This window comes from Bacillus sp. JJ1533, assembly GCF_036965045.1.
Lineage (GTDB): Bacteria > Bacillota > Bacilli > Bacillales > Bacillaceae_L > Ferdinandcohnia.
In genome coordinates, this window is sequence record NZ_JBALOV010000002.1 from 32,130 (window position 1) to 56,186 (window position 24,057).

The 24,057-nt window shown below is 34.5% G+C and carries 24 protein-coding genes; 19 read left to right on the forward strand and 5 right to left on the reverse strand.

The features are described from left to right. Window positions 1–36 precede the first annotated feature (36 nt). Window positions 37–288, reverse strand: a complete 252-nt coding sequence (locus V7138_RS00680; protein WP_335393292.1) for a hypothetical protein — start codon at window positions 286–288, stop codon at window positions 37–39. A 67-nt stretch (window positions 289–355) separates the two neighbouring features. Beyond that, on the reverse strand, window positions 356–601 hold the full coding sequence (locus tag V7138_RS00685) for a DUF7662 domain-containing protein (protein ID WP_335393294.1): 246 nt from the start codon (window positions 599–601) through the stop codon (window positions 356–358). Window positions 602–1,194: 593 nt separating this feature from the next. On the opposite strand from V7138_RS00685, the gene V7138_RS00690 reads away from it, so the two are divergent. The 8 genes from V7138_RS00690 to V7138_RS00725 all read left to right on the forward strand — a co-directional run bounded on the left by V7138_RS00690 (window position 1,195) and on the right by V7138_RS00725 (window position 6,870). Then, entirely contained in the window at window positions 1,195–1,335 is a 141-nt protein-coding gene (locus V7138_RS00690; protein WP_335393296.1) for a hypothetical protein, read from the forward strand. Next, entirely contained in the window at window positions 1,328–1,465 is a 138-nt protein-coding gene (locus V7138_RS00695) for a hypothetical protein (RefSeq protein ID WP_335393298.1), read from the forward strand. Before V7138_RS00690 ends, V7138_RS00695 begins: the two co-directional genes overlap by 8 nt. A gap of 55 nt (window positions 1,466–1,520) precedes the next feature. Continuing rightward, window positions 1,521–1,700: a hypothetical protein gene (locus V7138_RS00700; protein ID WP_335393300.1), complete on the forward strand. Its 180-nt coding sequence runs from the start codon at window positions 1,521–1,523 to the stop codon at window positions 1,698–1,700. Next, on the forward strand, window positions 1,687–2,085 hold the full coding sequence (locus V7138_RS00705; protein ID WP_335393303.1) for a recombinase family protein: 399 nt from the start codon (window positions 1,687–1,689) through the stop codon (window positions 2,083–2,085). The genes V7138_RS00700 and V7138_RS00705 overlap by 14 nt, the downstream gene beginning before the upstream one ends. Further along, on the forward strand, window positions 2,078–3,496 hold the full coding sequence (locus tag V7138_RS00710) for a recombinase family protein (protein WP_335393305.1): 1,419 nt from the start codon (window positions 2,078–2,080) through the stop codon (window positions 3,494–3,496). The genes V7138_RS00705 and V7138_RS00710 overlap by 8 nt, the downstream gene beginning before the upstream one ends. Then, window positions 3,493–4,992 (forward strand): recombinase family protein, encoded by a 1,500-nt coding sequence (locus V7138_RS00715; RefSeq protein ID WP_335393307.1) that lies wholly within the window; start codon window positions 3,493–3,495, stop codon window positions 4,990–4,992. Before V7138_RS00710 ends, V7138_RS00715 begins: the two co-directional genes overlap by 4 nt. 249 nt (window positions 4,993–5,241) lie before the next feature. After that, window positions 5,242–5,379: a hypothetical protein gene (locus V7138_RS00720; RefSeq protein WP_335393309.1), complete on the forward strand. Its 138-nt coding sequence runs from the start codon at window positions 5,242–5,244 to the stop codon at window positions 5,377–5,379. A 3-nt stretch (window positions 5,380–5,382) separates the two neighbouring features. Next, entirely contained in the window at window positions 5,383–6,870 is a 1,488-nt protein-coding gene (locus V7138_RS00725) for a recombinase family protein (protein WP_335393311.1), read from the forward strand. Between the two features lie 308 nt (window positions 6,871–7,178). Here the strand turns inward: V7138_RS00725 and V7138_RS00730 are convergent, their stop codons facing one another. Beyond that, window positions 7,179–8,798 carry a MutH/Sau3AI family endonuclease gene (locus V7138_RS00730; RefSeq protein WP_335393313.1) on the reverse strand — a complete coding sequence of 540 codons (1,620 nt, stop codon included), beginning with the start codon at window positions 8,796–8,798 and terminating at the stop codon, window positions 7,179–7,181. 122 nt (window positions 8,799–8,920) lie between these two features. Between V7138_RS00730 and V7138_RS00735 the strand changes: the two genes are divergently transcribed. The 4 genes from V7138_RS00735 to V7138_RS00750 all read left to right on the forward strand — a co-directional run bounded on the left by V7138_RS00735 (window position 8,921) and on the right by V7138_RS00750 (window position 12,859). Beyond that, entirely contained in the window at window positions 8,921–9,139 is a 219-nt protein-coding gene (locus tag V7138_RS00735; protein ID WP_335393315.1) for a helix-turn-helix domain-containing protein, read from the forward strand. Then, window positions 9,132–10,526 carry a DNA (cytosine-5-)-methyltransferase gene (gene dcm, locus V7138_RS00740; protein WP_335393317.1) on the forward strand — a complete coding sequence of 465 codons (1,395 nt, stop codon included), beginning with the start codon at window positions 9,132–9,134 and terminating at the stop codon, window positions 10,524–10,526. Before V7138_RS00735 ends, dcm begins: the two co-directional genes overlap by 8 nt. Before the next feature lie 253 nt (window positions 10,527–10,779). Continuing rightward, window positions 10,780–10,974, forward strand: coding sequence for a hypothetical protein (locus V7138_RS00745; RefSeq protein ID WP_335393319.1), 195 nt, complete (start codon window positions 10,780–10,782; stop codon window positions 10,972–10,974). A gap of 1,099 nt (window positions 10,975–12,073) precedes the next feature. Next, window positions 12,074–12,859, forward strand: a complete 786-nt coding sequence (locus V7138_RS00750) for a MurR/RpiR family transcriptional regulator (RefSeq protein WP_335393321.1) — start codon at window positions 12,074–12,076, stop codon at window positions 12,857–12,859. A gap of 75 nt (window positions 12,860–12,934) precedes the next feature. Here V7138_RS00750 and V7138_RS00755 read toward each other — a convergent pair whose 3' ends face one another. Both V7138_RS00755 and V7138_RS00760 read right to left on the reverse strand, forming a co-directional pair. After that, a complete protein-coding gene (locus V7138_RS00755) occupies window positions 12,935–13,414 on the reverse strand; it encodes a PTS sugar transporter subunit IIA (RefSeq protein WP_335393323.1) in 480 nt (159 codons plus the stop codon). A gap of 19 nt (window positions 13,415–13,433) precedes the next feature. Then, window positions 13,434–14,690: a M20 family metallo-hydrolase gene (locus tag V7138_RS00760; protein ID WP_335393325.1), complete on the reverse strand. Its 1,257-nt coding sequence runs from the start codon at window positions 14,688–14,690 to the stop codon at window positions 13,434–13,436. A 750-nt stretch (window positions 14,691–15,440) separates the two neighbouring features. On the opposite strand from V7138_RS00760, the gene V7138_RS00765 reads away from it, so the two are divergent. The 7 genes from V7138_RS00765 to V7138_RS00795 all read left to right on the forward strand — a co-directional run bounded on the left by V7138_RS00765 (window position 15,441) and on the right by V7138_RS00795 (window position 23,998). After that, window positions 15,441–17,039, forward strand: a complete 1,599-nt coding sequence (locus tag V7138_RS00765; protein WP_335393327.1) for a PTS transporter subunit EIIC — start codon at window positions 15,441–15,443, stop codon at window positions 17,037–17,039. Window positions 17,040–17,125: 86 nt separating this feature from the next. Further along, window positions 17,126–17,860 carry a glucosamine-6-phosphate deaminase gene (locus V7138_RS00770; RefSeq protein ID WP_335393329.1) on the forward strand — a complete coding sequence of 245 codons (735 nt, stop codon included), beginning with the start codon at window positions 17,126–17,128 and terminating at the stop codon, window positions 17,858–17,860. A 177-nt stretch (window positions 17,861–18,037) separates the two neighbouring features. After that, window positions 18,038–18,892: a BglG family transcription antiterminator LicT gene (gene licT, locus V7138_RS00775; protein ID WP_335393436.1), complete on the forward strand. Its 855-nt coding sequence runs from the start codon at window positions 18,038–18,040 to the stop codon at window positions 18,890–18,892. Between the two features lie 345 nt (window positions 18,893–19,237). Continuing rightward, the gene (locus V7138_RS00780) at window positions 19,238–19,972 is read left to right on the forward strand and encodes a glucosamine-6-phosphate deaminase (RefSeq protein WP_335393331.1); all 735 of its coding nucleotides are present in this window, start codon (window positions 19,238–19,240) and stop codon (window positions 19,970–19,972) included. Between the two features lie 143 nt (window positions 19,973–20,115). After that, window positions 20,116–21,084, forward strand: a complete 969-nt coding sequence (locus V7138_RS00785; RefSeq protein ID WP_335393333.1) for an ROK family glucokinase — start codon at window positions 20,116–20,118, stop codon at window positions 21,082–21,084. Window positions 21,085–21,190: 106 nt separating this feature from the next. Continuing rightward, window positions 21,191–22,555 carry an MFS transporter gene (locus V7138_RS00790; RefSeq protein WP_335393335.1) on the forward strand — a complete coding sequence of 455 codons (1,365 nt, stop codon included), beginning with the start codon at window positions 21,191–21,193 and terminating at the stop codon, window positions 22,553–22,555. A gap of 18 nt (window positions 22,556–22,573) precedes the next feature. Beyond that, entirely contained in the window at window positions 22,574–23,998 is a 1,425-nt protein-coding gene (locus tag V7138_RS00795; RefSeq protein WP_335393337.1) for a M81 family metallopeptidase, read from the forward strand. Window positions 23,999–24,057: the final 59 nt, after the last annotated feature.

The window sequence follows — 24,057 nt, forward strand, 5'->3', positions numbered from 1 at the left end:
TAGAAGAGAGTACAATGAATGACTCCCTTTTTTAATTTATTTTTCTTCCAACCAATTTTTGAAGGCATCAAGGTCTATGCCTTTTTCTTTAATAACTCTCATAACCTCTGCCATTTTCATTTCATTAAGTTGATTGCTGTCTAGTAGCAAACGTTCATCAAAATAAATTTCTGCTTCTCCCTTAGATTCCATTTTCTTGATAGTCTGATATACCTTATCCACGCAACGAATTTTGAATACTTTTCCTGATTTCAAATTACGGTATATAATTCTACGCTTATCTTCCATTTTGATAATCCTTTCTTTTATTTGTTCCAGATGTATCTCTATACAACTATTAAATTAAGAAAGGAATCTATCTAATGAACGTTATTTTCCTTTCTTGTGGATTAGGCTTGATAGTCTTCCATCCTGCGCTCATCCATGCTCTTGCTTGAGAATGAGTATTATCGTTTCGCCAATACGCGTCATAAACAAATGCAGATTCAGGCAGTTTATTTCCTAGAATCGTTTCGAGTTCTTCAAAAGTAAGCGTTATTTGAGAAATTTCTTTTTTAGCATTTAAAAAATCAAATAATATAGACCAATTAACCCTGGACAATAGATTCCTTCCTTTCCTTTTACAATGATTCCCTTTTTTACAAGAATCTTATATTAAGAGAGGAATGTCAATCCTACATGAAACGAAAAAACAACAATTATAGCAAATTATTATTGGGCTTTGTTTAACTTTTTATAAAAGTCACATTGGTAAAAATTAATCATAAAGGCGAATGAAAAAAGTTCGATTTTCCGTCCATTTTAAAGACGAACCCTATAAAATGACGATACAAAGTTGATAAACAAGGTAAATGGACAACCTTTTGATGATTAAAGCAAATCTCAATTAAAAAGTAAAAAGCGATATTATAGCAAATTAGCTTTCTCTTTTGTAGGAAATTCGAGAAAACTTTTGCTCAAAAAAATTATTTTTGATTTTTAAAAAATAATTTCGATTTTCCATCCATTTTAATTTTCAATTTTGTATTATGACAATACCAAGTTTGGAAAACAAATTGACTAGTCAAAAAAACAACTAGATTGGAGTGAACAACCATGAAAAAGCAAATCAAAGGTCCCGTTCAAAGGATTAGAAATAGTAACAACAGAAAAATTGAATCATTACATAAAAGATAAAACAAGGAGTGAAAAGAAATGGATAGCCGCATCAGCTTCTTATATAGCCGACGAAAGGAAATCGAAGAGGCAAGCTCCAAAAATAACGTGTCTCCCGAATTGCTAAAAAGGTTTTGGAATTTAGGTTCCAAGTGGGATGGTGAAAAACAACATGAGTAAAAAAAGACTGGGGCAATTAAGGCTTCCTGGCACAAAGACATATAAGTTGGTCGTCCCGCGGAAAGATGTAAAAAGTGCAGATGTCTCTTTCCAATTGGAGCTTGATTTATACATAGAAGATACTAAGTAAGTATACATTAACCACTTTCAGTCAATTCTGTGATTATTGATTGGAGGTGGATGAAATGAAATACAAAGTCAGGAAAATCGAGGTAGTTGAAGAGTCAAATGAGCTTGGAAGCATTTTTATAGAAAGGCTTATCGAAAGAATGCTTTTACAGGAACTAGGGTTATCTCCGACTCTTCAAGCCATTATTTTAAATAAACATTACAAAGAAAAGGATGATATCAATGTTAATAAATAAAGCGACAAATGGCGAAATGAAAATGAAAGTGTTCTTCAGAAGGGCAAGGGAAGCAGGTCAACTTGAAATGCAAATGCAAGCTGATTATCAATATCGGAAAAGCTTGATGCCACATGAATTCATTGAAATTAATGTAGGCAATGTTTCTACGACCAAATTTAAAGAAAGAAGCTGCACCCGTCAATTATTAAAACTTATAGAGCTCGGCAATGTGGATACTTTGTATGTCCACGATGAAAGTCGTCTGACTCGAAATATGTCAAAGCATTTTGAATTAATGGCTTTGCTTAATAAGCACAATGTCCGACTTGTTTATACCGGTTCCTCTGAAATTGATATGCCAAATAAATTATTGGGGCTGTGGGAGGGATTTAAAATTGGCTAAGAACATTGACTCTAACGGGAAATTAAAGGTCTTTTTAAGACGTGTAAGTACCGAGAACCAAAGCCTTGAGATGCAGGTTGCTGCTGATAAAAAATACCGGGATGCTCTCGATGAAGATGAATATATTGAGGTGAATGAGCTTGGTGTATCGGCAAATAAGGTGAAACTGAAGGACCGGGAGAAAATGCTGGAGGTTATATCGATTATAAGTCAAGGCAAAGTTAATACCCTTTATGTTTATGACCGCAGCCGACTAACAAGAAATTTTTATGAATACCTTGAAATGGTGGATTTGTTCATCACGCATGACGTTAAGGTAGTATTTACTTCGGCAGATTCAAGTTATCCATCTTTCAATTCCAATTATCTAATTGAAGGTTTCAATGGAATATTAATAGAAGAAGAGGGGAAATCAATTGCTCGTCGGGTTGCAGATGCACACCGAAAGCTCCCGCCAAGGAAATTTGGTTACGATACGCACAAAGATGACCAGGGCAAGAAGTCTTACACTCTTCAAAAGGAGCAAAAAAATAATATATTCCAATTGTTTGAAAAGGCTAGAGATATTGGTGATACAACGGGATTCATTCAACTTATTTCAACATTTTCTAGTCTAATGAAAAAGCAGCCAACTGATATCGTGCGAATACTAACAGACCCCTTTTATGCCGGCTGTGAAAAAATAAGTACATATTTGAATTCGCTAGCTTATGTTGAACCGGTTATTACTAAAGATATTTACCTTGAAGTGCAAGAAGTAATTGAGCCATTCGTTGAGAAATTGCAGCAAAACATAAGCGGACGAAGTGATGAAAATATCCTGCTTCCAATGTGCGGGATTTGTAAAAAAGGTATGAAATACCGGAAAGATAAAATTGGGGAATCAGGCATTTATACTTGCTCAAATAAGCATAAAAAAATCTGTATAAGTGTTGATGATTACAATGATATGTTGCTTAAAAGCTGCACAATGGTCTTTGAAAATTTGAATGAGGAAAAAATCGAGAAGAAAGCCATTCAATTGATAAATGACCTGCTAGATAACTTGGAGAACGAATTTGAAGCTGTAAATCGAAAAATTGATTATATTGAGGCTCAAATTGCGGCAATGCCTACTGAGAAATTTCTATCCAGGCAATATGAAAAAGCCGAATTAAAACTATTAATGGCAGAGAAACAAAAAAGAAAGGAACTAAGGGAGCAACTTTTACTTTGTGAAAATTACCAGAATAAAGTGAAATACCTGGTGAGTAAGGTCAAAATAAAAGATTGCTTAAAAAACGAAGAACTTATGAATTTAGTAAGTTTAATTATTAAGGATTGCTTTGTTAATGAATCGACATTGGCGTTTAACCTTTACTTTAATGAATACCTGGACAATGAACAGTTAGAAAGGATGATTGCAATATGAGCAACCAACATGGCGGCAGTCAAAAAAAACCTCATGAAAAAAGAAAACTGGCAGTTGCTTCAATAAGACGTTCTTCGCACAAGCAGGATGGGAATCAGTCGTTTGAAATTCAAAGAATGGCAATTAAGGATTATGCCGAGAAGCAGGGTTACTATTTGCCAGAGGAATTTATCTTTTACGATAACGCGCAAAGTGCTTATCGTAAAAATGCCAGTAAGCGCAAAGGCTTAAACAAGATGAAAGAAATTGTCCTTTCCCATAATGTTAGTGCGATTATATTTTATGATTTTTCACGCATTGATAGAAAAATTTACTCTTTTGTATCCGAATTTTACACGGATGTCATTGCAAAAAAGCCGCACCTTAAATTCTATACAACTACAAAACAAGATGAATGGACACCTGCTGATTTAGACGTAAAACTTCACCTAATTATGGCAAATGGAGAATCCAATGATAAATCAAGAAGGGCAGTTGATGCTCAAAAGACAAACATAGATAAGAAGGAACGCCCTGGTTCAACCGTTCCATTTGGCTATAAGCAAATTGAAAAAAAGTTGGTTCCAGACGAAAATGCTCCGATTGTCCTTTTTATTTTTTACCTGGCTTCCTGGGGGCATTCAATTCAAAGGATTACGGATATTTTAAATGAAGCTGGTATTCCATCTCCGTCAAAGAAACAATGGCGGACAAGCAGTATAGAAAGTATCCTAAAAAATCAAGCCTACGGGGGTAGTTTAAATTGGACATTCCGCCGAAATAACATTCATCAAAAAGAGCACTTAATTGAGCAAAGTCACGTTGCAATTGTTCCAAGTTTATTCTTTAAACTCATAGAGGTAAATCGTGAACTAAAGAAAAAGTACAACAAATTGGAAACCCCTTTTTTGTTCGGTAGTCTACTAGCTTGCAAAAATTGTGGCAACCATTTATTGCACCGGAACAGCTCCACTAAGAAAAAAGGTGCAAAATACAATTATCTTAAGTATTTCTGTACGAATTGCTCGTATGAAATGGATATCGACATATTGAATGAAAAACTGTTGGGCTATATCCAACAACAGTTATCAGTGTCTGTAAAAATAAATTCCGATACAGTCATCAATAATCTTAACGAGTTTATTCAGTCACTTCAGGAACAATTGGATGTACTGAAGGCAAAGGAACAAATTGTTTTAGCAAATGAAAAGGTTGCTGAAAGTCATCAGGAAAATCAATTAAAGGGTGTCTTCAGCAATGTTAAAACCAGATTTAAAAATGAGATTAATCAAATCGAACAATCGATTAAAGAAATCGAAATCCTTCTAAGTCCCGCGGAACTAGAAGTGTTTATGAATAGTTTTCAAAATATCGATATTTGTAAATTATCACAGACAGAGCAGCGATTAATTTTATTGAACTTCATAAATGAAATAAGAGTTAGCTTTAAAGGTGAGTCCAATTTCGAATTTGATATTCAATTTAAAGTTAATCCAATTTCATTTATCACCAGATAACGTAGATGGAAAATCGAACTTTTACAAATTCATTGGATGGAAAACCGAACTGACAATACATAATCGAATAATCAATAAAAGCCTGAATGGGCAAGTGCCGGCATAATTACGGCATTTTAATTTAAAGAGTTCGGTTTTACTTCCGTGAAGGTATGCCATTATGGTTATAATATCGGAATTCTAGTAACCATTATGGGCATTAAATCGGAATTACATACATAATAATAAGACTTTCTGGGGGAATACAAAATGGAAATTTCACGAAGATTTGATAAAAATGGTGACTCTTTTGAAAAGATGTTCCAAGACTTAATAAATTCCAAGGTAGATGACTTTGTAAACAAAAAATATATACATAAAATTGATGGTTTAGAGAGAGGGGAATAAAGCATGTTGAGAGTTGGCGCATATGCTCGGGTTTCGACGGGAAGAGAAGAACAGGATACGTCATTGGTAAACCAGAAATTGATGTTTGAAAAGTACATTCAGGACAAAGGGTGGACATTTGAAAAGTATTATCAAGATAGGAAGACTGGTACCAAAGCAAAACGACCAGAACTGATAAAATTATTATATGATATCGAACAGAAAAATATTGATGTTGTATTGGTAAAGGATTTATCCCGTTTGGCACGTAATGGTGAGCTCTCTTACAAGATTGCCAATCTTGCGAAAACAAACGGTGTCCATATCATTTCTTTGGATGGAATGGTCAATACAATGGAAAACAATATGGATATGCTGGGGTTACTTGCCTGGATGTATGAAAAGGAGTCCCAGAATTTAAGCCAAAAAATTAAAAGCGTGAAAGAAGTTGGAGCTTCCACTGGAAGGTATCAAGGCTCAACACCGCCATACGGATATTATGTTGAAGATGGGAAGCTTTATATAAGAAAGGACGAAACCCCATCTATTGTAAAACGGATTTTCCAAGAATATATAAATGGAACCGGCGTTGATACAATTGCAAAAAATTTAACTTTGGATGGCGTACCAACACCTGCTCAAGTGATTAACAAGAAAAATGCGGGAACAGAGTGGATGAGTAATACTGTTAAAACAATACTATCCAACCCACATTATACTGGGGATTTGGTCCAATGCCGGACCACTACAATTAGTGTTGTTAGTACAAAAAGAAAGTCAATTGATGCGGATGAACAAAAAATTGTAGAAGATACTCATGAACCCATAATTATGAAGGATGTCTTTAAAGCTGCACAAAAACAAATGATGCAGAGAAAAAAGAATTTAACGGCACCTAAAGCACATCTATTTACCAATGTTGCCTACTGCGCTGATTGTGGCAGAGGAATGTGGTTCCGGTCCGACAGAAAGGGATATATTTGTGGCTTTTATGGCAGGTATGGGAATGAAAAATGTACCTCCCATACAATAAAGGAAAATAAGTTAACAAATGCTATTACTCATGATTTTAGCGATTTTTTAAAGGGAATAAATCTTGAAATGTTATCAAAACATTTTCAGCAGAAAATTGAAAAGTCATTAAAAAAGAGCACAAGAGAATTAGAGAAAATCGAGAGCAAAATAAAAATCCTACAAAATCGGAAGTTAGCCTACATTCAGATGAGAGCCGATGGAGATATTAAGACGGCGGAAGATTTTGAGGCTCTCAACAGTAAAAATAATAGGGAATTAGAAGAATTACTGACTCAAAAAGAGCTGCTTGAATCAAATGCAAGTCACCATAAAATTGACCTGGATTGCATTAAAGAAGATTTCTTACTGTATCTTTATTCACCGGATATCTTGCCGGAATTAATTCATCGATTTATTTCACGGATTGAGATTAAAAAAGATGGTACACCAAGAATTTATTATAACTTCCAGGCACCAGCAAAAAACTTAATAGCTTAAAAAAATAAAGCCACGAGTAGTAGTTACTATTCATGGCTTTATTTTTTCTGGATGCTCTCATGAACGGCAATAACATTTTGCCTTACAAGCAAAATAAATCAATATTAATATATTTTACCCTGGGTCTTTATCAGACCCAAGGCACCCGTATTTAAACTATATTTTAGAAACTTCTTAATTAGCCACTGAGTGATAATACCGGAAATAATACTAGAAATAATACCAATAGTAATTTCAATAATATAATTCAAACTGTTGGATTCTTTATTGGTTTCTGAAATCAGTGTATTAGTACAAATCATGTAATCTCATTCGAAAAATTCTTTTACTTGTTGGTACATATAATTTTTATTTAACCAGAGGGCTTGCTTAACCATATAATTATCTGTCAAAATATCCTTCATATCCTCAGGTCTATAATTCCAATTTGCAGGAGAGGGTAGCCGGTCTGAATTTTTACTTTCAAAGTAATCCGACTCTTTAGCTGAAGGTCGAATGTGAAGAATTTGAGGACCACTCACTTGGCTCGGCAAATTGTTCTCTATTATGTAACCTTTCTTATTGGAGGCACGTTTAAACGTTAACTCGACACCATTTATGAGAGTTTGTTTAATTATTTCCCATGTTTCTTTGACAGTTCCCATGAGTTCGTTTTCTGGCATATACCAAAATTTTGCACCCCTAAATATCTCTCCTTCTGGTGTTTCCTCGTAAACAACTAATAGGAATTTTGTTGTGGAAAGATAGTCATACACTCGAGTATCTTCCCAATCAAGGTTACAAATATCTTTAATGAAGCTAACATCAGATTCAAGTTTAAATCCTTCAGTTGTGAGTCTGTTTTCGGATGCTTTCTTTCTCTGATTAGATTCTACGGTAATTGTTTTAACAGCAATTCCAGCCTTTTTAAACTCATCTGTTTCTTCTAAATCACCTTTTAGATTAAACATCTTCTGCGCAATTAGCCGTGAACTTGCTTTGTCATTCTTTTTTTTGATTCTAACACCAAATTTTTGTGCTAGGTCTTTTTTATACATATTGTAGAACGGTTTAAACTGATTGAGAATGATTTGTTCAAACGTTTTGTGTTTTAACTCGGATAAATCTTTTATGACATGCTCTTGAGTACCAATTTGCTTAGCATCGATTTTTTTATGTAGTTCAGGATAGTCATTTTGATAAGAAGCGTAAGTAATTGAACTCTTTAATTCGCCCTGTACAATTCGCTTCGTAATTTCCTTCATGTACGTTGGTCTTAAAGAAAAAGCTCGTCTATGTGCTTTCTTATCACTACACGGTTGTTTTGTCTGATTCTCTTCAGTTTTACTTCCTTTTGTCACTGCTCCAAGGTATTGTGTCATACCTTCGGAAATGTCCTCAGCCCTCCCCTGACGAATCATATCCATAATAATGTTCCAATCATTTTCAATGATTGCCCAATCATCATCTGGTAAGTCCTTCAAATTAAAAAGAATAGAGTGGGTCATTAAGAAATCTGGATAGATTGGGTATGGCTTTCCTTCGAATTGAAAATAATCAACTGGATTATATTTATACAACATGAGTTCTATAAGTTTTGACTTTTTTAAAAAGGAAGAATTCTGAAAATCCCTCTTATATTCTTCATTAAAATCAAAAATGTTAAGAACTAGTCTTTCTTTGGCAGCCCAAGAATTTTCTTTTTTGAAAAATTTAAGCCCGGCACATTTGAGTTCTACACCTAGATTTTTGAAGTCAGCCTCAGGTCGACTGTTATTCGCTAGTCCGAACCAATCTTTTTCAACTGCATTCCCAAGCCAACCTTTATTTCTTGGGCTAGCATACCACTTATCAACATTCTCCTGTGTGACAAGCTCCTTTATCATTTTACCAACAGCAGCTTCACCACGTTCTTTTATTTCTCGAATTGTTTTATATTCTTTATCCATCGTCGTCTCCCTAATAGAAAATTTTATTCAACTTTATTATAAGTTACCTTCAAATTTTTGTCTGTTTAGGTTATAATTATTCGGTGATACGATATCCCGTATTATTGAAGGGAGCAAAAGGTATGATTAAACTACGCTTGAGTGAAATTCTCAAGGAGAGAGAAATGCGCCAAAAGGACTTAGCAAAAGCTAGTGGGCTCCGTGAGAGTTCTATTAGTGATATGGTTCGTGGCATTCGTTCAACAGTGAACTTAGAACAACTCGAGAAGGTAATGGACTGTTTGGAAATTACCGATTACAACGAAATCTTTGAGAAAGTTGAGGAAAAAGTGAATGTCTAAGTATAAAGTATTTTCAATGTTTGATGGGGTTGGAGGCTTCGTAGTAGGTCTTGATAACGCCAACTTAACACTCAAAGAACCGTTCTTTGAAACAACACACACTAATCAATTTGAACCCTCTCGTAAATCACAAGATGCCTTTGAAGTAGGTGTCTATAATTATCCGCATGTTCAACACAGTAATGACGATATCATGCAGGTCTCAAATAAATATTTCGAGGAAATGAAAGCTCAAGGTGTAAACATGATAGTTGGTGGGTTCCCTTGCCAAGACTATTCTGTTGCTCGTTCTAAAAAACATGAAATGGGTATCGAAGGGAAGAAAGGTGTTCTCTTTTGGGAAATCATTCGTGCGGTTAACCATATCAAACCTGAATATTTGATTTTAGAAAACGTTGACCGTTTATTAAAATCACCATCTTCACAACGTGGACGAGACTTTGCAATTATGCTTGGGGCTTTTGCTCAACTTGGTTACTCTGTTGAATGGCGTGTGATTAACGCAGCAGATTATGGGCGCTCTCAACGTCGCCGCCGTGTGTTCTTTTATGTGTATCGAAATGACACACCATTTGCCTTGGCGATGGATGAAAAGTATGGCAAGCCTAAGAAAGAGAAAAATATCATGACATATGATGAAGCAACTTTCGATAACTACATCTTTCAAGATGGATTGTTCGCTCGTCAATTTCCAATTAAACAAGAGGCATACAAGAAACGGCGCTACTCGGATACATTGTCTGATAAAGACATCCTCAATGAAGAGTACATCGTAGACATTTCTGACAATTTTACAGGTACTATTTGGAATACTGGTATTATGCGTTACGGTCAATACTTCACGATTGATACGGAACCAGTTATGGAAGCACCAAAGACATTGGGTGAAATTGTTCGGGAAGCGAAGGAATATTATGTACGTGAACATGGTGAAGAAGAGTACAACCAATATATCGCAAATTACCAGTTTGACGATGACAATCCAAAGCTTAAAAAATTTGAATACTTACGTGGTCCTAAAAAAATTAAGCGAGTAGCTGATAACGGTCATGAATATACCTTTAGTGAAGGTGGGATGAGTCCGTATGATTCTCTCGACTTGCCGGGACGCACAATGCTTACAAGTGAAGGTTCTGTAAACCGTTCAACACATCTGCTTAAAGTCGATGGAAAATACCGACTGCTTACACCGATTGAAGCTGAATTATTGCAAGATTTCCCACCAGACTGGACAAAATTCAAAAAGGATAGTCTTGGAAATGTCTATGAGGTTTCAGACCGTATGCGTTTGTTCTTCATGGGGAATGCCTTAGTTACAGGAATCGTTGAACGTATAGGAATTGAGTTAGGAGAAATCGTACGTGAGTACAATACAGTAGAAGTTTAAGTTAATAATGTTTGTTTTTAAAATAATTCATACACAAGTACAACAAGAAGAAGGACTCATAATCGAGTCCTTTTTGTTATCAATAAAGATGCATTATTAAGATGGGCTGTATTGTAAAATTAGAAATGAACCTTATTGCACTAACTGATTAAATCTTTTAGAAACATTAAATACACCGAACACTAGAATTGTTATAAAATAAACGAGACAGGAGATATTATATTGTCAATAACGGTGATTGAGAGGAAATAATATGTTTAAAATATTTATACCGGATGACGAATTAATAATTGTAAGAGCGAAAAAAGATTTTAGAACTAATGGATATAACGTTAAAAAAGGGGAACTTTTCAATGCCTCAGAAAAAGAAGGGGTAATTGTAAATGGTAGTTTCGCGTGTACTTTGGGCAGTCCTAATTTCGAGTCTTGGTTTGAAATAATCTCCTAAGATAACTATTAAACTAATTGATTCATAAATTTGTTGTCAATACTGAAAGCGCCTATCCAATGGCACCAAACTCGATGCTATATTAATTACCCAGAGCGGGAGAAAAAATGAGTCATTACTTGGTATAATTACTCCGTGGGATATAATAAAAAATCCATAAGGCAAAGCAGTACGAAACTTTGCCTTATGGTGCTAGTTGAAAGTCTTATTACAACTGACTTCCGGTTTAGCTTCAACAAGTAAGGTAAACACCACTACATCCGTTTTGAAAAAGTGTCTGCGACCTAATGTCAAGACATGTTGAGGCAGTTGCTCAGTTATTATTAAAAGTGTAAAAAACAAATAAACTCTTCCGAACAAAAATAAACATTTCCGATTCAGGCTCGGTTTTCGTTAAAATAAACATTTCCGATTTCCTATTCTGATTCAATATGATCCCGGTTTTTCCTCAGTAGGAACCCGGGATTTTTTCTGATATAATCCAATAGAAAATCAATAAAATTTCAATTGTTTTATGTGGATTAAATCTTACTAAATCCTTGCTGTATCAGTATTTTTTCAATAGTTTATTCACTCAGCTATTCAATAAGAGACTGAAGGTCTCATCCAATCTTTTCTCAATGTTTTTTCTTATTTCCCTAAACCATTTCTTCGTTTATTCTTCTCTCCATTATCGGAAGACTTTATTTTAACTACCGAAAATACATGAAAAAAATGAGGAAAAACAGGCGGAAAAACAGTCTTATTTAAATCGAAAAAGGTCCAAAATAGGGGTTCAGTAGGAAATCTTTATTTTAACTCGAACGGAAGAATGCGGGTTTGAGGTGGGGGTTTTCGGAAGGGTTTATTTTGGGTATACAAAAAGAAGCAGCTGTCCCCAAATAGAGATGCCAGCTTCATTTTAATAAGTAAATAAAAAATCAAGTATACCAGCAGTGTAATTTTCACAGGAAATAACACTGCTGTTAGCATTTCTTTGAGTAATTAAATGCTGAAATTAGTATTACACACTTCAATTTTAGTTGATTTGGAAGTTTGTTATAATAATGGGGAGGGTATTGTTTAAAGGTATTGGTGAATTTCTAGGAGGTTACCTGTCATGAGTTTGGAAGCGCTAATTAATAAATATTATGATCAATTAAACGATAATGACTTGCATGTAATTAGTTTCATTAGTCAAAATATAGAGATGTGTAAGGACAAAACAGTAACGGAAATTGCAAAGTATTGTAATGTCTCTCCTTCTACTATAATAAGGACAACAAAAAAACTCAGCTTTGATGGGTACAGTGAATTCCGCTATTTTCTAAAAGAAGAGGCTGATCGAATTAAAAAAATAAAAATGCCCGATACTCAACTTTTTAATAGCTCAACTTTATTAAAAGATGTGAAGGAGACCATAAAGCTCTTTGAAGACGATAAAAGTTTAGAAAAAATTTATGAATTATTTTTAAAGTCTAATCGTATTTTTGCATATGGAACCGGATATGGGCAAAATTTGATGCTTAAAGAATTCTCAAGATGTTTATTAAATAATAATATATATTTAAATATCATCCCAAGCAGAACTGAACTTGAATTAATCTCTCCAACATTAACTCAGGATGATTTAATATTGGTTGCATCTCTATCTGGAAATATCAAATCAGTTGATTCAATAATGAAGCATATATCCGTAAAGCAAGTGCCTATGGTATCTGTTACTGTTTTTTCAAGAAATGAATTAGCTTATTTAGCAGACTATAATCTTTATTACCAGGTTTCAAACCTGAATAAAATTAACCAATTAAACAACACATCATATTGTACCTTAAATCTAGTATTAAGTTTATTGTACGAAGGATTCACAAATTATGTTCAAAGCAGTAGAGAGTTTCAGGAATGATCAATATGATTGAAGGGCTATTATTCAATACGTTATTGAATAATAGCCCTTCAATTTATAATAATATACTTTTAGCTATTTTACAGTTACTGTTAAAATAATAGTGTCTTTGTTGGCCGTACCATACTTATAATCTACATTTTCTACCTTATCCATATTCGTGATAATAAGGGGCGTAATGGATGATTTAGCATTTTCTTTTATTAGGTCTATATCAAAGGAGATTAACTTTTGACCAGTAGTGACTCTATCTCCAACACTCACAAAACATTCAAATCCCTTTCCGGATAAGTTTACTGTATCAATTCCAATGTGTAATAATATTTCCAAACCATTAGTTGATTTTAAACCTATCGCATGCAAGGTTGGGAATACCTGAATGATTTCTCCATCAATAGGTGCATATAGATTATTTTCTGACGGTTCAAAAGCAATTCCATCACCCATCATTTTTGTAGCAAATACTTCATCAGGAACTTCAGATAGAGGAAGTCCTGTCCCGATAATAGGAGACTTTATTTCCAATTTATTAACCTTTTTAAAAAGTTTGAACATTGAATTTCCTTCCCCGCACTTATTTACAAATTTCATATACTAAATGCATCATTACATCTATTCCTTTTTTTAGATCCTCATAATCCGTCCATTCGTCCGGATGATGTGATATACCAGCTTTACTTGGTACGTAAATCATATTAGTCGGTGCAAAATCTGTCATAATCATTGCATCGTGTCCTGTTCCGTTGTTGATGATCGTATATTTATAACCTAACTTATTACAAATGTTCTCCATGATTTCCACATTTTCCTTAGACATAACGCTCGGTGAAGTAGGATTACTATAGCCAATCCGAGCCATTTCAATCATTTCAATTTCTACATTTGTCTCTTCTTGGATTGCTTTTATTTCCTCCATCAATAGTTCTTTTAAATTAACTTTATTGAGTGTTTCTACATCAAAAGTCCTGATTTCTACTTTTGCTTGAACGTATTCCGGAACAAATTGGTTAGAATTTGGTGAGATTTCCATTTCTCCTACAGTTCCCGTAATGCCGGGTCCTAAAGATTTGACGATTTGATTCACAGCTAAAACAAATTTTGATGCAGCAACTACAGCATCTTTCCTAGTATCCATTGGTGCTGTAGAGTCTGCTAATTTTCCGTGGAACTTCACTTTATATCGGCCAATACCTGGAAGATATTCTACTAAACCAATATCGATGTTGTTATCATCAAGAACTGGACCCTGTTCAATATGAAGTTCGATAAAGTTTTTAATTGAACCTTTTTCTCTTTTCGCGGCTTCTAAATCTGGAATGAGACCATATTCCTTCATTGCTTCTCTTTTCGTTAAACCATGTCTATTTTTAACAGTGTCAAGTTCTGTTTCTGTTAAAGTTCCGACAATAGCTCTGGAATTAGAAACACCTGTACTTGGTCCAAATGTTTCGCCTTCTTCAGCATTCATAGCGATGATTTCAATCGGATACTCATTTTCTATATTATTTTCATGAAAAACACGGAGGATTTCTAAGGCAGCAACGGTACCTGCAACTCCATCAAAAGCTCCACCGTTTACAACAGAATCATAGTGGGATCCAATCATAATTACTGGGGCATCGGTTTTTTTTCCTTCTCTACGTCCAAATAATGTCGAAAATCCATCTTCCCACACCTTTAGCCCAATTTTCTCCATCTCATTTTTTAAGTATTCTTTGGCTAATTTATCTTCAGGAGAATAGGATGATCTTGTGACTCCATTACCTGGAGTTGCATTAAAGGTTGCTAATGTTTCGATGTCTTTAATGACTCTATCTAGATTTACCTGCATTATTTTATCGTCCCTTTCATGCTTATAATTGTATTGACTAACCGGGCTAATAGTAACATTAGTAATATACTGGAACAACAGATGTAGTTGAATCAGAATTTATAATCATATTCTGAATAAATTTTCATTTTATGTAAAAATGTACGATCTTTAATGATATTTGATGGAAGCTGGAAAAATAATATTTTGAATAATTTCGGTGGGGCAAGTTGATGTCTTTTTTAAAGGGTACAAATATTCTCTTTTGAGGTTTTCATAAAAATGGGATTTTCCTTTATTAAAAATGATAGTTGCACGATAATATCCCTAATGAAGAGTTAGTGGTGGAAAAGACTATGTAAGAAGACAGAAAATTAAAAAAACAGTTCTTTACAAATGTTTACATTATTTGAGACCTGTAGAAAAATAATTTACAAGCTAAACAGCTATTATTTAAAGACACCTTGTAAAAGGGCCATTTCCTATGAATATTTTTTCACGATTTGGATTTAAATTCAAAAAACGATTAAAGAGTTTTAATTGCAAGAATGTATTGTTTGGTATTTTTTCGAATGATACCATAGGTTCAGAAAGTTAAGGTGAAAGGGCTTTCCCTTTATATCGTTAATTTTCTATATAGTCTATCTTTAAAGATAATTTTATGATTATTTGAGTATGTATCCGGAGCATACAAGCATAATCAGGGGGATTAAATTACATGAATAAATCTAGATTATTTTTCCTAATTTTTAAGTTAGTAGGTGGAAAGTCATGAGAACTAGTATTCAAAAATTTGGAAAGACACTAATGGGTCCATTATCAATTATTGTAGCTTCGGGATTGCTACTCGGTATCGTATCAATCCTACAAAACCCGTCTCTTGTTGGTGAAACTATTGCAAATGCTACTACGATCCAGAATTTCATAGGCGCAGTTCGAGCAATAGTTTCAATGATGTTTGGTTTACTGCCTATATTATTTGCTATTTCGGTTGCAACTGGACTAGCAAAAGAGGATAAGGAAATTGCTGGTTTTGCTGTAGTGATAGCCTTTATTATTTTCCATGTAACGATTGGTTATCTATTACAATTAAAAGATATTACGCTCGAAACAACTTCAGTAGAATATTTAGTTAGTCAGGGTTTAACTCAAATTCAAGCATTTGAGATTTCAAATGCATACGAAACGATGTTAGGTATATTTACGTATCGTATGGGGGTTTTTGGAGGAATACTTGTAGGATTATGGACTGCTTTCATTCATAACAGATATCATACAAAACAACTTCCTACAGCTTTTAGTTTCTTTAGTGGTAATCGTTTTGTACCAATTGTTATTATTGTTACAATTCCGTTCATTTCAATTTTAACTTTCTTTATCTGGCCTTATTTCAACAGTGCAATCAATGGATTAGGAAACTTGATTAGTATCTCAGGAGCATTTGGTTCCTTTATGTATGGTTTTTCTGAACGATTACTGATTCCAACAGGGCTACATCACGTATTAAATCAGTTGATTCGTTTTACACCAATAGGTGGTACAGCTGTTGTTGATGGTGAAACAGTATCGGGGGCTTTAACTATATTTAATGCAGTACTTGCATCACCAAATCCAGATATTGAGACATTAAGACAATCAACCCGTTTTTTAACACAAGGAACCCATGCCTTCATGGTATTCGGATTACCTGCTGCATGTTATGCAATGTATAAAAGCGCTTATTTGGAACAACGACCAAAGATCAAAGGAATGTTACTTGCATCTGCTTTAACTGCATTTGTAACTGGTATTACTGAACCGATCGAATTTGCCTTTATTTTTATCTCTCCAATTCTATGGTTATTCCATGCATTTATGGCTGGTTTGTCATTTTTCTTAATGGATATGATGAATGTTGCTGTAGGAAATGCTGGAGGCGGAATGATTGATTTAACCATTTTTGGGATTTTACAAGGTACCTATACTAGATGGTACTTAATTGTTATAGTCGGACTAGTATATGCAGTTACTTATTACTTTGTATTTAAATATGTGATAGAGAAGTTTAATGTTAAGACACCTGGTAGAAATACAGATTCTGATATAAATGAAGAAATTATTTATGAAGAAACAGGTGCAGATCAACTAGGTGCTAATATTCTTAAAGCATTAGGTGGGAAAGAAAATGTTTTAGAAATTGACAATTGTATTTCTAGATTAAGGTTAGTATTAAATGATACTTCATTGGTAAATGAATCATTACTAAAAGCAACTGGCTCCTTGGGAATGGTTAAAATTGATAAGAAAAATATTCAAGTGGTATATGGACCAAAAGTAGAACAAGCAGCAAGAGCCTTAAAAAAGGAAGTAAAAAATAAATCTATTAGTTAATATTTTGTTGTATTTGAAAGAAACCATTATATCAACATCTAGGAGGGAAGATTCATTAAAGCTATTCAGTTTTAATGAAATAACAAATGAAAACTATTTTTGTAAAAGATTATGATGAAATGTCAAAAAAAGCGTATGAAATAATCAAAGAAGTAATAGAAACTAAAGATGAACCAGTAATATCTATGACCACGGGTGGCTCACCAAGAGGGATGTTTAAGTTATTTGTTGAAGATATTAATAATGGCCTTGATATTAGTAACGTTACAATCATGAACTTAGATGAATATATGGGTCCAAAAGATGCTGTTTATACAGTAAGGACCTTTATGTACAAAAATTTATATAACTTAATCAATATACAGCCTAATAATATTTTCCTAATTGATGGCGAAGCACAAGATACAGATAAGGAAATTGCTCGTTATAAAGCTATCCTTGACCAATATCCTAGAGATATTCAATTACTAGGTTTAGGTACTAATGGTCATATTGGAGCAAATGAGCCGGGAACTCCTTTTGACTCAACGATGTTCCTAGCGAAACATGACGAATCTACAATTCAAAGTACAATGAAAGAATATGGTATTGAAAGAGCTGAGGCTCCTACAGAAATGTTAACTCTCGGGTTTACTGAAATCTTAGAAGCAAAAACAGTTTTGTTGATTGCGTCTGGAAAGCATAAAGCAGAGGCAGTGAAAGCCTTGTTAGAAGGTGAAATAACTACAGATTGCCCTGTTACAGTATTAAGAAATTGTGAAAATGCGATTGTAATCATTGACGAAGAAGCTGCATCTCTATTAGAAGATAACAACAAATAAATACTATCTAAAAAAGTAGTACTGACCTTAATCATGGTTTGTACTACTTTTTTAAAGATTCGCATCTATTGTTGTTAGGCTTTGTTTTCTGTCTTAGATAGTACTTCTAGAATGGTTTCTTAATCGAAATATTGATTTTATAATCTACCTTGTTGGAAGTGAGGTGTAAATATAAAAATAGAGAAGGTTTTAAATAATAATGTGATTATGGCAAAGAATGAATCAAACCAGGAAGTTGTCCTAATTGGTAAGGGACTAGCCTTTAATAGAAAGGATGGGGACACAATTGATACTACAAAAATTGAAAAGACTTTTGTATTGCAAAAAAATGGAGTCTCTGACAAACTATCAAAATTACTTGAAGATACATCTGAGCACTATTTAAACATTTCGTGGAAAATCATAAATTATGCGAAATCGCATTTGCCACTTAAATTGGATGATTATTTGTATGTTGCATTAACGGATCACATAAGTTTTGCGATAACTAGGCATAAACAAGGAATCCATTTGAAAAATCCGATGTTATGGGAAATTCAAAAATACTATAAGCGGGAGTTTCAGGTAGCATTAAAGGCACTTGATATTATTAAAAAGGAAACTGGATTCAGGTTTGATAATGATGAGGCGGCTTATATAGCTCTTCACTTAGTAAATAGTCAACTCTCAATAGAAAATACGTCTGCTGTTTATCAAATTACAGAAATTGTTAACAACATAATTAAGATCGTCAAGGACCATTTTCAATTAGAATTAGATGAATCCTCTGTCAACTATTACCGATTTTTAACACACTTACGTCTTGTTGCAACGGAGTTAATTCGTAAGGAAAAAGTATCTAAGATATTTGATTGTTTTTTTTACGAACAAATTGAGGAAAAGTTTCCTGATGCTTTTCAATGTATGCAAAAAATAGTGGTGTACTTACAGAAGGAAAACAACCAAGAAATTTCTATTGATGATAAAATATATTTAGCAGTTAATATTCACCGTGTTACACATGATCATAGGTTAGCGGACCGATTTTTATAAAAAGAAGTCCTTTATTTAGGGGTCGTTCTTTTCTTATACAATAAAACACCTATTACTTCTATTATAAAATGGGGATAGAATTGATATTATCGTATCCCTACAAGCCAAATAAAAGTGAATTATAGTTGTATATGAAATAAATGGATGCTATAATACCTTTATTAAACTTAGTTTAACAAATTAGGTTATTTTTGGAGTTTTACTCCGATAAAACCTTGAAAAATCATTTTTTTTCTTTAATAGTTAAACTTAGTTTAAAAAAGTGGTAATTTAGAAAAATAGATTTTGTTACAAATGACTAAGGAAAGGTATATTTTAAAAAAATTATTAAAAAGGAGTATCAGTATGAAAATTATTCTAACTAAAGATTATGAAGAAATGTCAAGAAAGGCATTTGAGGTTATTAAAAATACGTATATCGAAAATGAAAATTGTGTAATCAATACGACCACTGGGGCAAGTTATGATCGCGTATTTGAATTGTGGGTTGAGGCTATTAATAACGATGAAATCTCCATTAGTAATTCAATTCTAATGAATCTTGATGAATATATATCGGAAAGAAATAAGCCATTTAGTGTTTATACATATATGCAGCAAAAGTTTTATAGCTTAATAAAAGCTCAACCAAAGGTAGTAGAATTATTGGATGGCAGTTTAGAAGACCTACAGTCTGAGATTAATCGTTATAATGCCGTACTAAAGAAGTATCCACGGGATCTGCAAATTGTAGGTTTGGGGGTTAATGGGCATTTAGGAGCGAATGAACCAGGTACATCCTTTAATTCCCGCCTGTTCCATGCAGACAGTGACGAGTCTACGATTCAAAGTACAATGTTGTATCAAAATCTAACCCGTGAAGAAGCACCTACCCAAATGCTTACATTAGGGTTGGCTGATATCATGGAGGCAAAAGAGGTTCTCTTGGTGGCTTCCGGTCAAAGAAAGGCTGAAGCTGTTAAAGCAACAGTTGAAGGTCCAATCAATGAGGAATGTCCTGCTTCCATCTTACGGGCACACCCAAATGCAATCTTAATCATCGATGAGGCAGCAGCTTCATTGATAACTAAAACGTATTAATTGTTCATACGAATCTAGCAAAAAGCTGAACAATAAGCAGTAGAAAATGAATAAATGAGGTGCTTAAAAGGTATTTAAGCCTTTTAGGCGCCAATCTATTAAGTTGATATTTTGAAAATAGGTGCCAGTAAAGGATGACATCAATGGATGAAACAATAATTGGGATTGATATCGGGGGAACAACGATAAAAATGGGTTTCCTGAATGAACAAGGAGATATCATTCATAAATGGGAGATTGAGACAAATAAAGAGAAACAAGGCATTCATATTGTCCCTGATATTTGGCATTCCATTTCACTCAAATTATCTGAGTTTCGTATTACCAATATAGTAGGCATAGGTGTTGGGGCACCCGGCTTTGTTGATAAAAAAACAGGTATCGTATACGAGGCAGTTAACATTGGATGGCGTAACTATGAACTCGGAAAAGAGTTAACAGCAAAGCTAGGATTACCAGTTTTTGTAGAGAATGATGTGAATCTTGTCGCTTTGGGTGAGAACTGGAGGGGGGCAGGAAACAACGCAAAAGATTTAATTGCCGTGACGCTTGGCACTGGTGTAGGCAGTGGCATTATCTCGAATGGTGAAATTATTAATGGGATGAACGGTACGGCTGGAGAGCTGGGACATATTATCGCAGATCCAGAAGGGTATCCTTGTAATTGTGGTCGTGTAGGTTGTTTAGATACCATTGCATCTGCCACAGGGATTGTGCGCCAAGCCAGGGACAGAATCGAAGAAAATCCTAATAGTCAATTAGCCAACCTTTATCAGAAAGTTGGTCATATCGATGCTAAGGATGTATTTGAATTAGCGAAAAATGGTGATGTGATCTGTGAAAGTGTTATTAATCGAACGGCAGATATCCTTGGATTACTGATTGCGAATGCAGCGATGATTATTAATCCTTCCATGGTTCTTATCGGCGGGGGAGTATCCAATGCAGGAGATCAATTGCTTCGCCCAGTTACGAGCGCTTTTCAAAAATATTCGTTAGGTAGAATCGGTAAAGAATGTAAAGTTGAAATTGCAAAATTAGGTAATGATGCAGGGATTATTGGAGCAGCGTATTTAGTGAAACAAGAAATGCAAAATTTAGTATTCGTATAATGCTAAGTTTTTTATAGATTGTTGAAAACGCTTAAAGGTGACAACGATATTCATTAGAAGGTCTTTTTGTAAACGATTTTATAAATTAAAGGGAGTGAGCTTGAAGATGGAGCCAGCAATTCAATTAAAACCAGACTACCAGCATACTAGCCAAAAGCTGAGTTTAAAAGAAAAAATAAGCTACGGTTATGGGGATGTTGCATCAAATTTTGTTTGGGGAATGGTAAATAGTTATCTATTATTCTTTTACACAGATGTGTTTGGGATTACTGCTGCGGCAGTAGGAACTCTATTTCTGATTACACGTATTTTCGATGCGCTAAATGATCCGATTATGGGAATTTTTGTTGATAAAACGAAAAGTAAGCACGGGAAGGCACGCCCTTATTTACTTTATGTAGCCATTCCGTTCGGTATCTTAAGTGTTATTACCTTTATCACACCGGATTTTTCCGACACTGGAAAACTCATCTATGCCTATATCACTTACGGGATTTTAGGGATTATTTATACCATGATTAATATTCCTTATGGGGCACTTATGCCAATGATGTCCAGAGATTCAAAGGAAAAAGGTGAATTAAATAGCTATCGTGCAATCGGCCGTTCGGTTGGTGCAATCATGGTCGCTTCACTCACTCTTCCTTTGGTTAATTTACTAGGAGGCGGCAACCAGCAGTTGGGCTTTCCAATTGTCATGGCGATCTACTCCGTAATTGGAATCGGTTTGTTTTGGCTAACTTTTAAGTATTGTAAAGAACGCGTCAGTCCTATTAAAAAGAAAAAGGACATGAACGTGAAGAAATCAGTTGCCCAAATGTTTAAGAATAAATATTGGGTCCTTACCTCTGTTAATTCTTTTCTTTGGTTCGTAAGACTTGGAATAATGAACGGTGTTCTTATCTATTATGTGAATTATGTGCTGGAGCAACCTAATATGGTGCCTTATTATTTAACGTTATTGAACGTAGCAAACTTAGCCGGCGGTTTCTTTGCCCTTTCCATCTTGCGAAAGTTTAGTAGTCGTAATTCTAGTATGCTATTCTATGCAATCGCAGCGGTATTGCTTGCTTCACTTTATTTTGTAGATGGTCAATCAGTTGTTATGTTTTCAATTATTTTCTTCCTTGCAAATATCTTGATTGGATATGGTGACCCCGCAAATCTAACGATGCTTGGTGATACGATTGATTATCAGGAATGGAAGTATGGGGAGCGTCCGGAAGGGTTACTTGTATCAAGCTATAGTTTTTCGACTAAATTTGGCGTAGCACTTGGCTCGGCTCTACTTGCTTACGCCTTAGGATGGGCTGGATATGACCCATCAGTGATTACTGAACAGGTGAAAGACATGATCCTTCTATTAATGTTAGGATTGCCGATTGCTATTACTGTTCTTCAGGTAGTTGTATTATTCTTCTATCGGTTAGATAAACAGCATGCTGTTATTGTTAACGATTTAAAAAAATAAATAGAAAGGAAGATGATCATGAAAGTTGTTGTAGGATGTCTATACCATGAAACAAACACATTTAATCCGATCCTAACAGACATAGATGATTTTGTATTGGTAGAGGGTGAGAAGGCTGCCAGTCGACTAGCGGGAAATGAAGTATTTAGAAAAAACGGGGTAGAAGTCATACCAAGTATTTATGCAACAGCATTATCATCAGGTCCTGTTAAAAAAGAAGCCTATCGATATTTCGCCGATAAATTTCTTTCTGTATTGAAAGATAACAAGGACATCGATGGTATCTGGCTGCATCTGCATGGGGCAATGGTAGTTGAGGAAATGGGATCAGGTGAACTTGCTCTTGTGAAGGAAATTAGAGAGTGTATCGGTTTGGAAATACCGATTTCCTTAACCCTCGATGTTCATGCGAATATTGCATTGGACTTTTATCGGTATGTGAACATTGTTAAGGCTTATCGAACTGTACCGCATGTTGATCAACTCGACGTTGAAAAGGAAACGGCTCAGCTTTTAGTAGATTGTTTAAATAATAATACTATAATCAAACCTTCATTTACTAGATTACCAATGATCATCCCTGGTGAAAAGGCGCTAGGTAAAAGTGATCCTCTACGTTCTATTTTCGAAAAATTATATGAAGTCGAAAAAATAAAAGGGATTTCAACTGCATCGTTTTTTATTTGTCATGCATGGAGTGATTCGGAAAACACAGCTGCTTCTATTTTTGTAATTCCTGAATCGGAAGAATATGAAGAGGTAGCGGAGTTGGTAAAAGATGAATTGGCTGATTATGTATACAGCAGACGTCACGAATTTGAATTTGATGCTGTTGTCCTCGATCCAGAAGAATCAGTAGAAAGGGCACTTAATGAATCAGTGAAACCAATCTTTATTTCTGATTCTGGCGATAATACGACCGCGGGTGCAATTGGGATGAGCACCTTGCTATTGAAATTATTGAAGGATAAAGATTTAGGGCAGAAAAGGGTTTTAATATCCGCCATAAATGATCCTGTTGCGTATAAAAAGCTAAACTCTTATGAAGTGGCGACAGCTGTCTCAGTTGAGGTTGGTACTTGTATTGACGAAAATAGTCAACCTGTATTGTTGGAAGGGACACTTTCATCAAAAGGAGATCTGCTTGGTTACTTAAATGCGACAACGGACAAAGTGGGGGAGGTGTGCACTGTTTCAATCGGCAACTTAGATGTAGTGGTTGCCAATCGCGGGGAGTCGTTTATTACATTAAATCATTTTACCCGAGCTGGCCTAAATGTTCATGATTATGACGTTATTGTAGTAAAACAAGGCTATTTATTTGATGAGTTAAGTGAAATCTCTAAAATGGATATTCTTTCAATGACGCCTGGTGCTACCTATCAACGTATTGAGAAAATCAATTACCGCCATGTTCCAAGACCGTTATTTCCTTTAGATTAATATTGCGATAAGTCTTGAAAGGGAAATGATGTAAAAATAAAAAGAGCGAAAGGACTTCG

What these genes read in the sequence shown, in the direction of transcription:
- V7138_RS00680 (WP_335393292.1), bottom strand. Translation starts at nt 288, where the DNA reads ATGGAAGATAAGCGTAGAATTATATACCGTAATTTGAAATCAGGAAAA.
- V7138_RS00690 (WP_335393296.1), top strand. Translation starts at nt 1,195, where the DNA reads ATGGATAGCCGCATCAGCTTCTTATATAGCCGACGAAAGGAAATCGAA.
- V7138_RS00695 (WP_335393298.1), top strand. Translation starts at nt 1,328, where the DNA reads ATGAGTAAAAAAAGACTGGGGCAATTAAGGCTTCCTGGCACAAAGACA.
- V7138_RS00700 (WP_335393300.1), top strand. Translation starts at nt 1,521, where the DNA reads ATGAAATACAAAGTCAGGAAAATCGAGGTAGTTGAAGAGTCAAATGAG.
- V7138_RS00705 (WP_335393303.1), top strand. Translation starts at nt 1,687, where the DNA reads ATGTTAATAAATAAAGCGACAAATGGCGAAATGAAAATGAAAGTGTTC.
- V7138_RS00715 (WP_335393307.1), top strand. Translation starts at nt 3,493, where the DNA reads ATGAGCAACCAACATGGCGGCAGTCAAAAAAAACCTCATGAAAAAAGA.
- V7138_RS00720 (WP_335393309.1), top strand. Translation starts at nt 5,242, where the DNA reads ATGGAAATTTCACGAAGATTTGATAAAAATGGTGACTCTTTTGAAAAG.
- V7138_RS00725 (WP_335393311.1), top strand. Translation starts at nt 5,383, where the DNA reads ATGTTGAGAGTTGGCGCATATGCTCGGGTTTCGACGGGAAGAGAAGAA.
- V7138_RS00730 (WP_335393313.1), bottom strand. Translation starts at nt 8,798, where the DNA reads ATGGATAAAGAATATAAAACAATTCGAGAAATAAAAGAACGTGGTGAA.
- V7138_RS00735 (WP_335393315.1), top strand. Translation starts at nt 8,921, where the DNA reads ATGATTAAACTACGCTTGAGTGAAATTCTCAAGGAGAGAGAAATGCGC.
- dcm (WP_335393317.1), top strand. Translation starts at nt 9,132, where the DNA reads ATGTCTAAGTATAAAGTATTTTCAATGTTTGATGGGGTTGGAGGCTTC.
- V7138_RS00745 (WP_335393319.1), top strand. Translation starts at nt 10,780, where the DNA reads ATGTTTAAAATATTTATACCGGATGACGAATTAATAATTGTAAGAGCG.
- V7138_RS00750 (WP_335393321.1), top strand. Translation starts at nt 12,074, where the DNA reads ATGAGTTTGGAAGCGCTAATTAATAAATATTATGATCAATTAAACGAT.
- V7138_RS00755 (WP_335393323.1), bottom strand. Translation starts at nt 13,414, where the DNA reads ATGTTCAAACTTTTTAAAAAGGTTAATAAATTGGAAATAAAGTCTCCT.
- V7138_RS00760 (WP_335393325.1), bottom strand. Translation starts at nt 14,690, where the DNA reads ATGCAGGTAAATCTAGATAGAGTCATTAAAGACATCGAAACATTAGCA.
- V7138_RS00765 (WP_335393327.1), top strand. Translation starts at nt 15,441, where the DNA reads ATGAGAACTAGTATTCAAAAATTTGGAAAGACACTAATGGGTCCATTA.
- V7138_RS00770 (WP_335393329.1), top strand. Translation starts at nt 17,126, where the DNA reads ATGAAAACTATTTTTGTAAAAGATTATGATGAAATGTCAAAAAAAGCG.
- V7138_RS00780 (WP_335393331.1), top strand. Translation starts at nt 19,238, where the DNA reads ATGAAAATTATTCTAACTAAAGATTATGAAGAAATGTCAAGAAAGGCA.
- V7138_RS00785 (WP_335393333.1), top strand. Translation starts at nt 20,116, where the DNA reads ATGGATGAAACAATAATTGGGATTGATATCGGGGGAACAACGATAAAA.
- V7138_RS00790 (WP_335393335.1), top strand. Translation starts at nt 21,191, where the DNA reads ATGGAGCCAGCAATTCAATTAAAACCAGACTACCAGCATACTAGCCAA.
- V7138_RS00795 (WP_335393337.1), top strand. Translation starts at nt 22,574, where the DNA reads ATGAAAGTTGTTGTAGGATGTCTATACCATGAAACAAACACATTTAAT.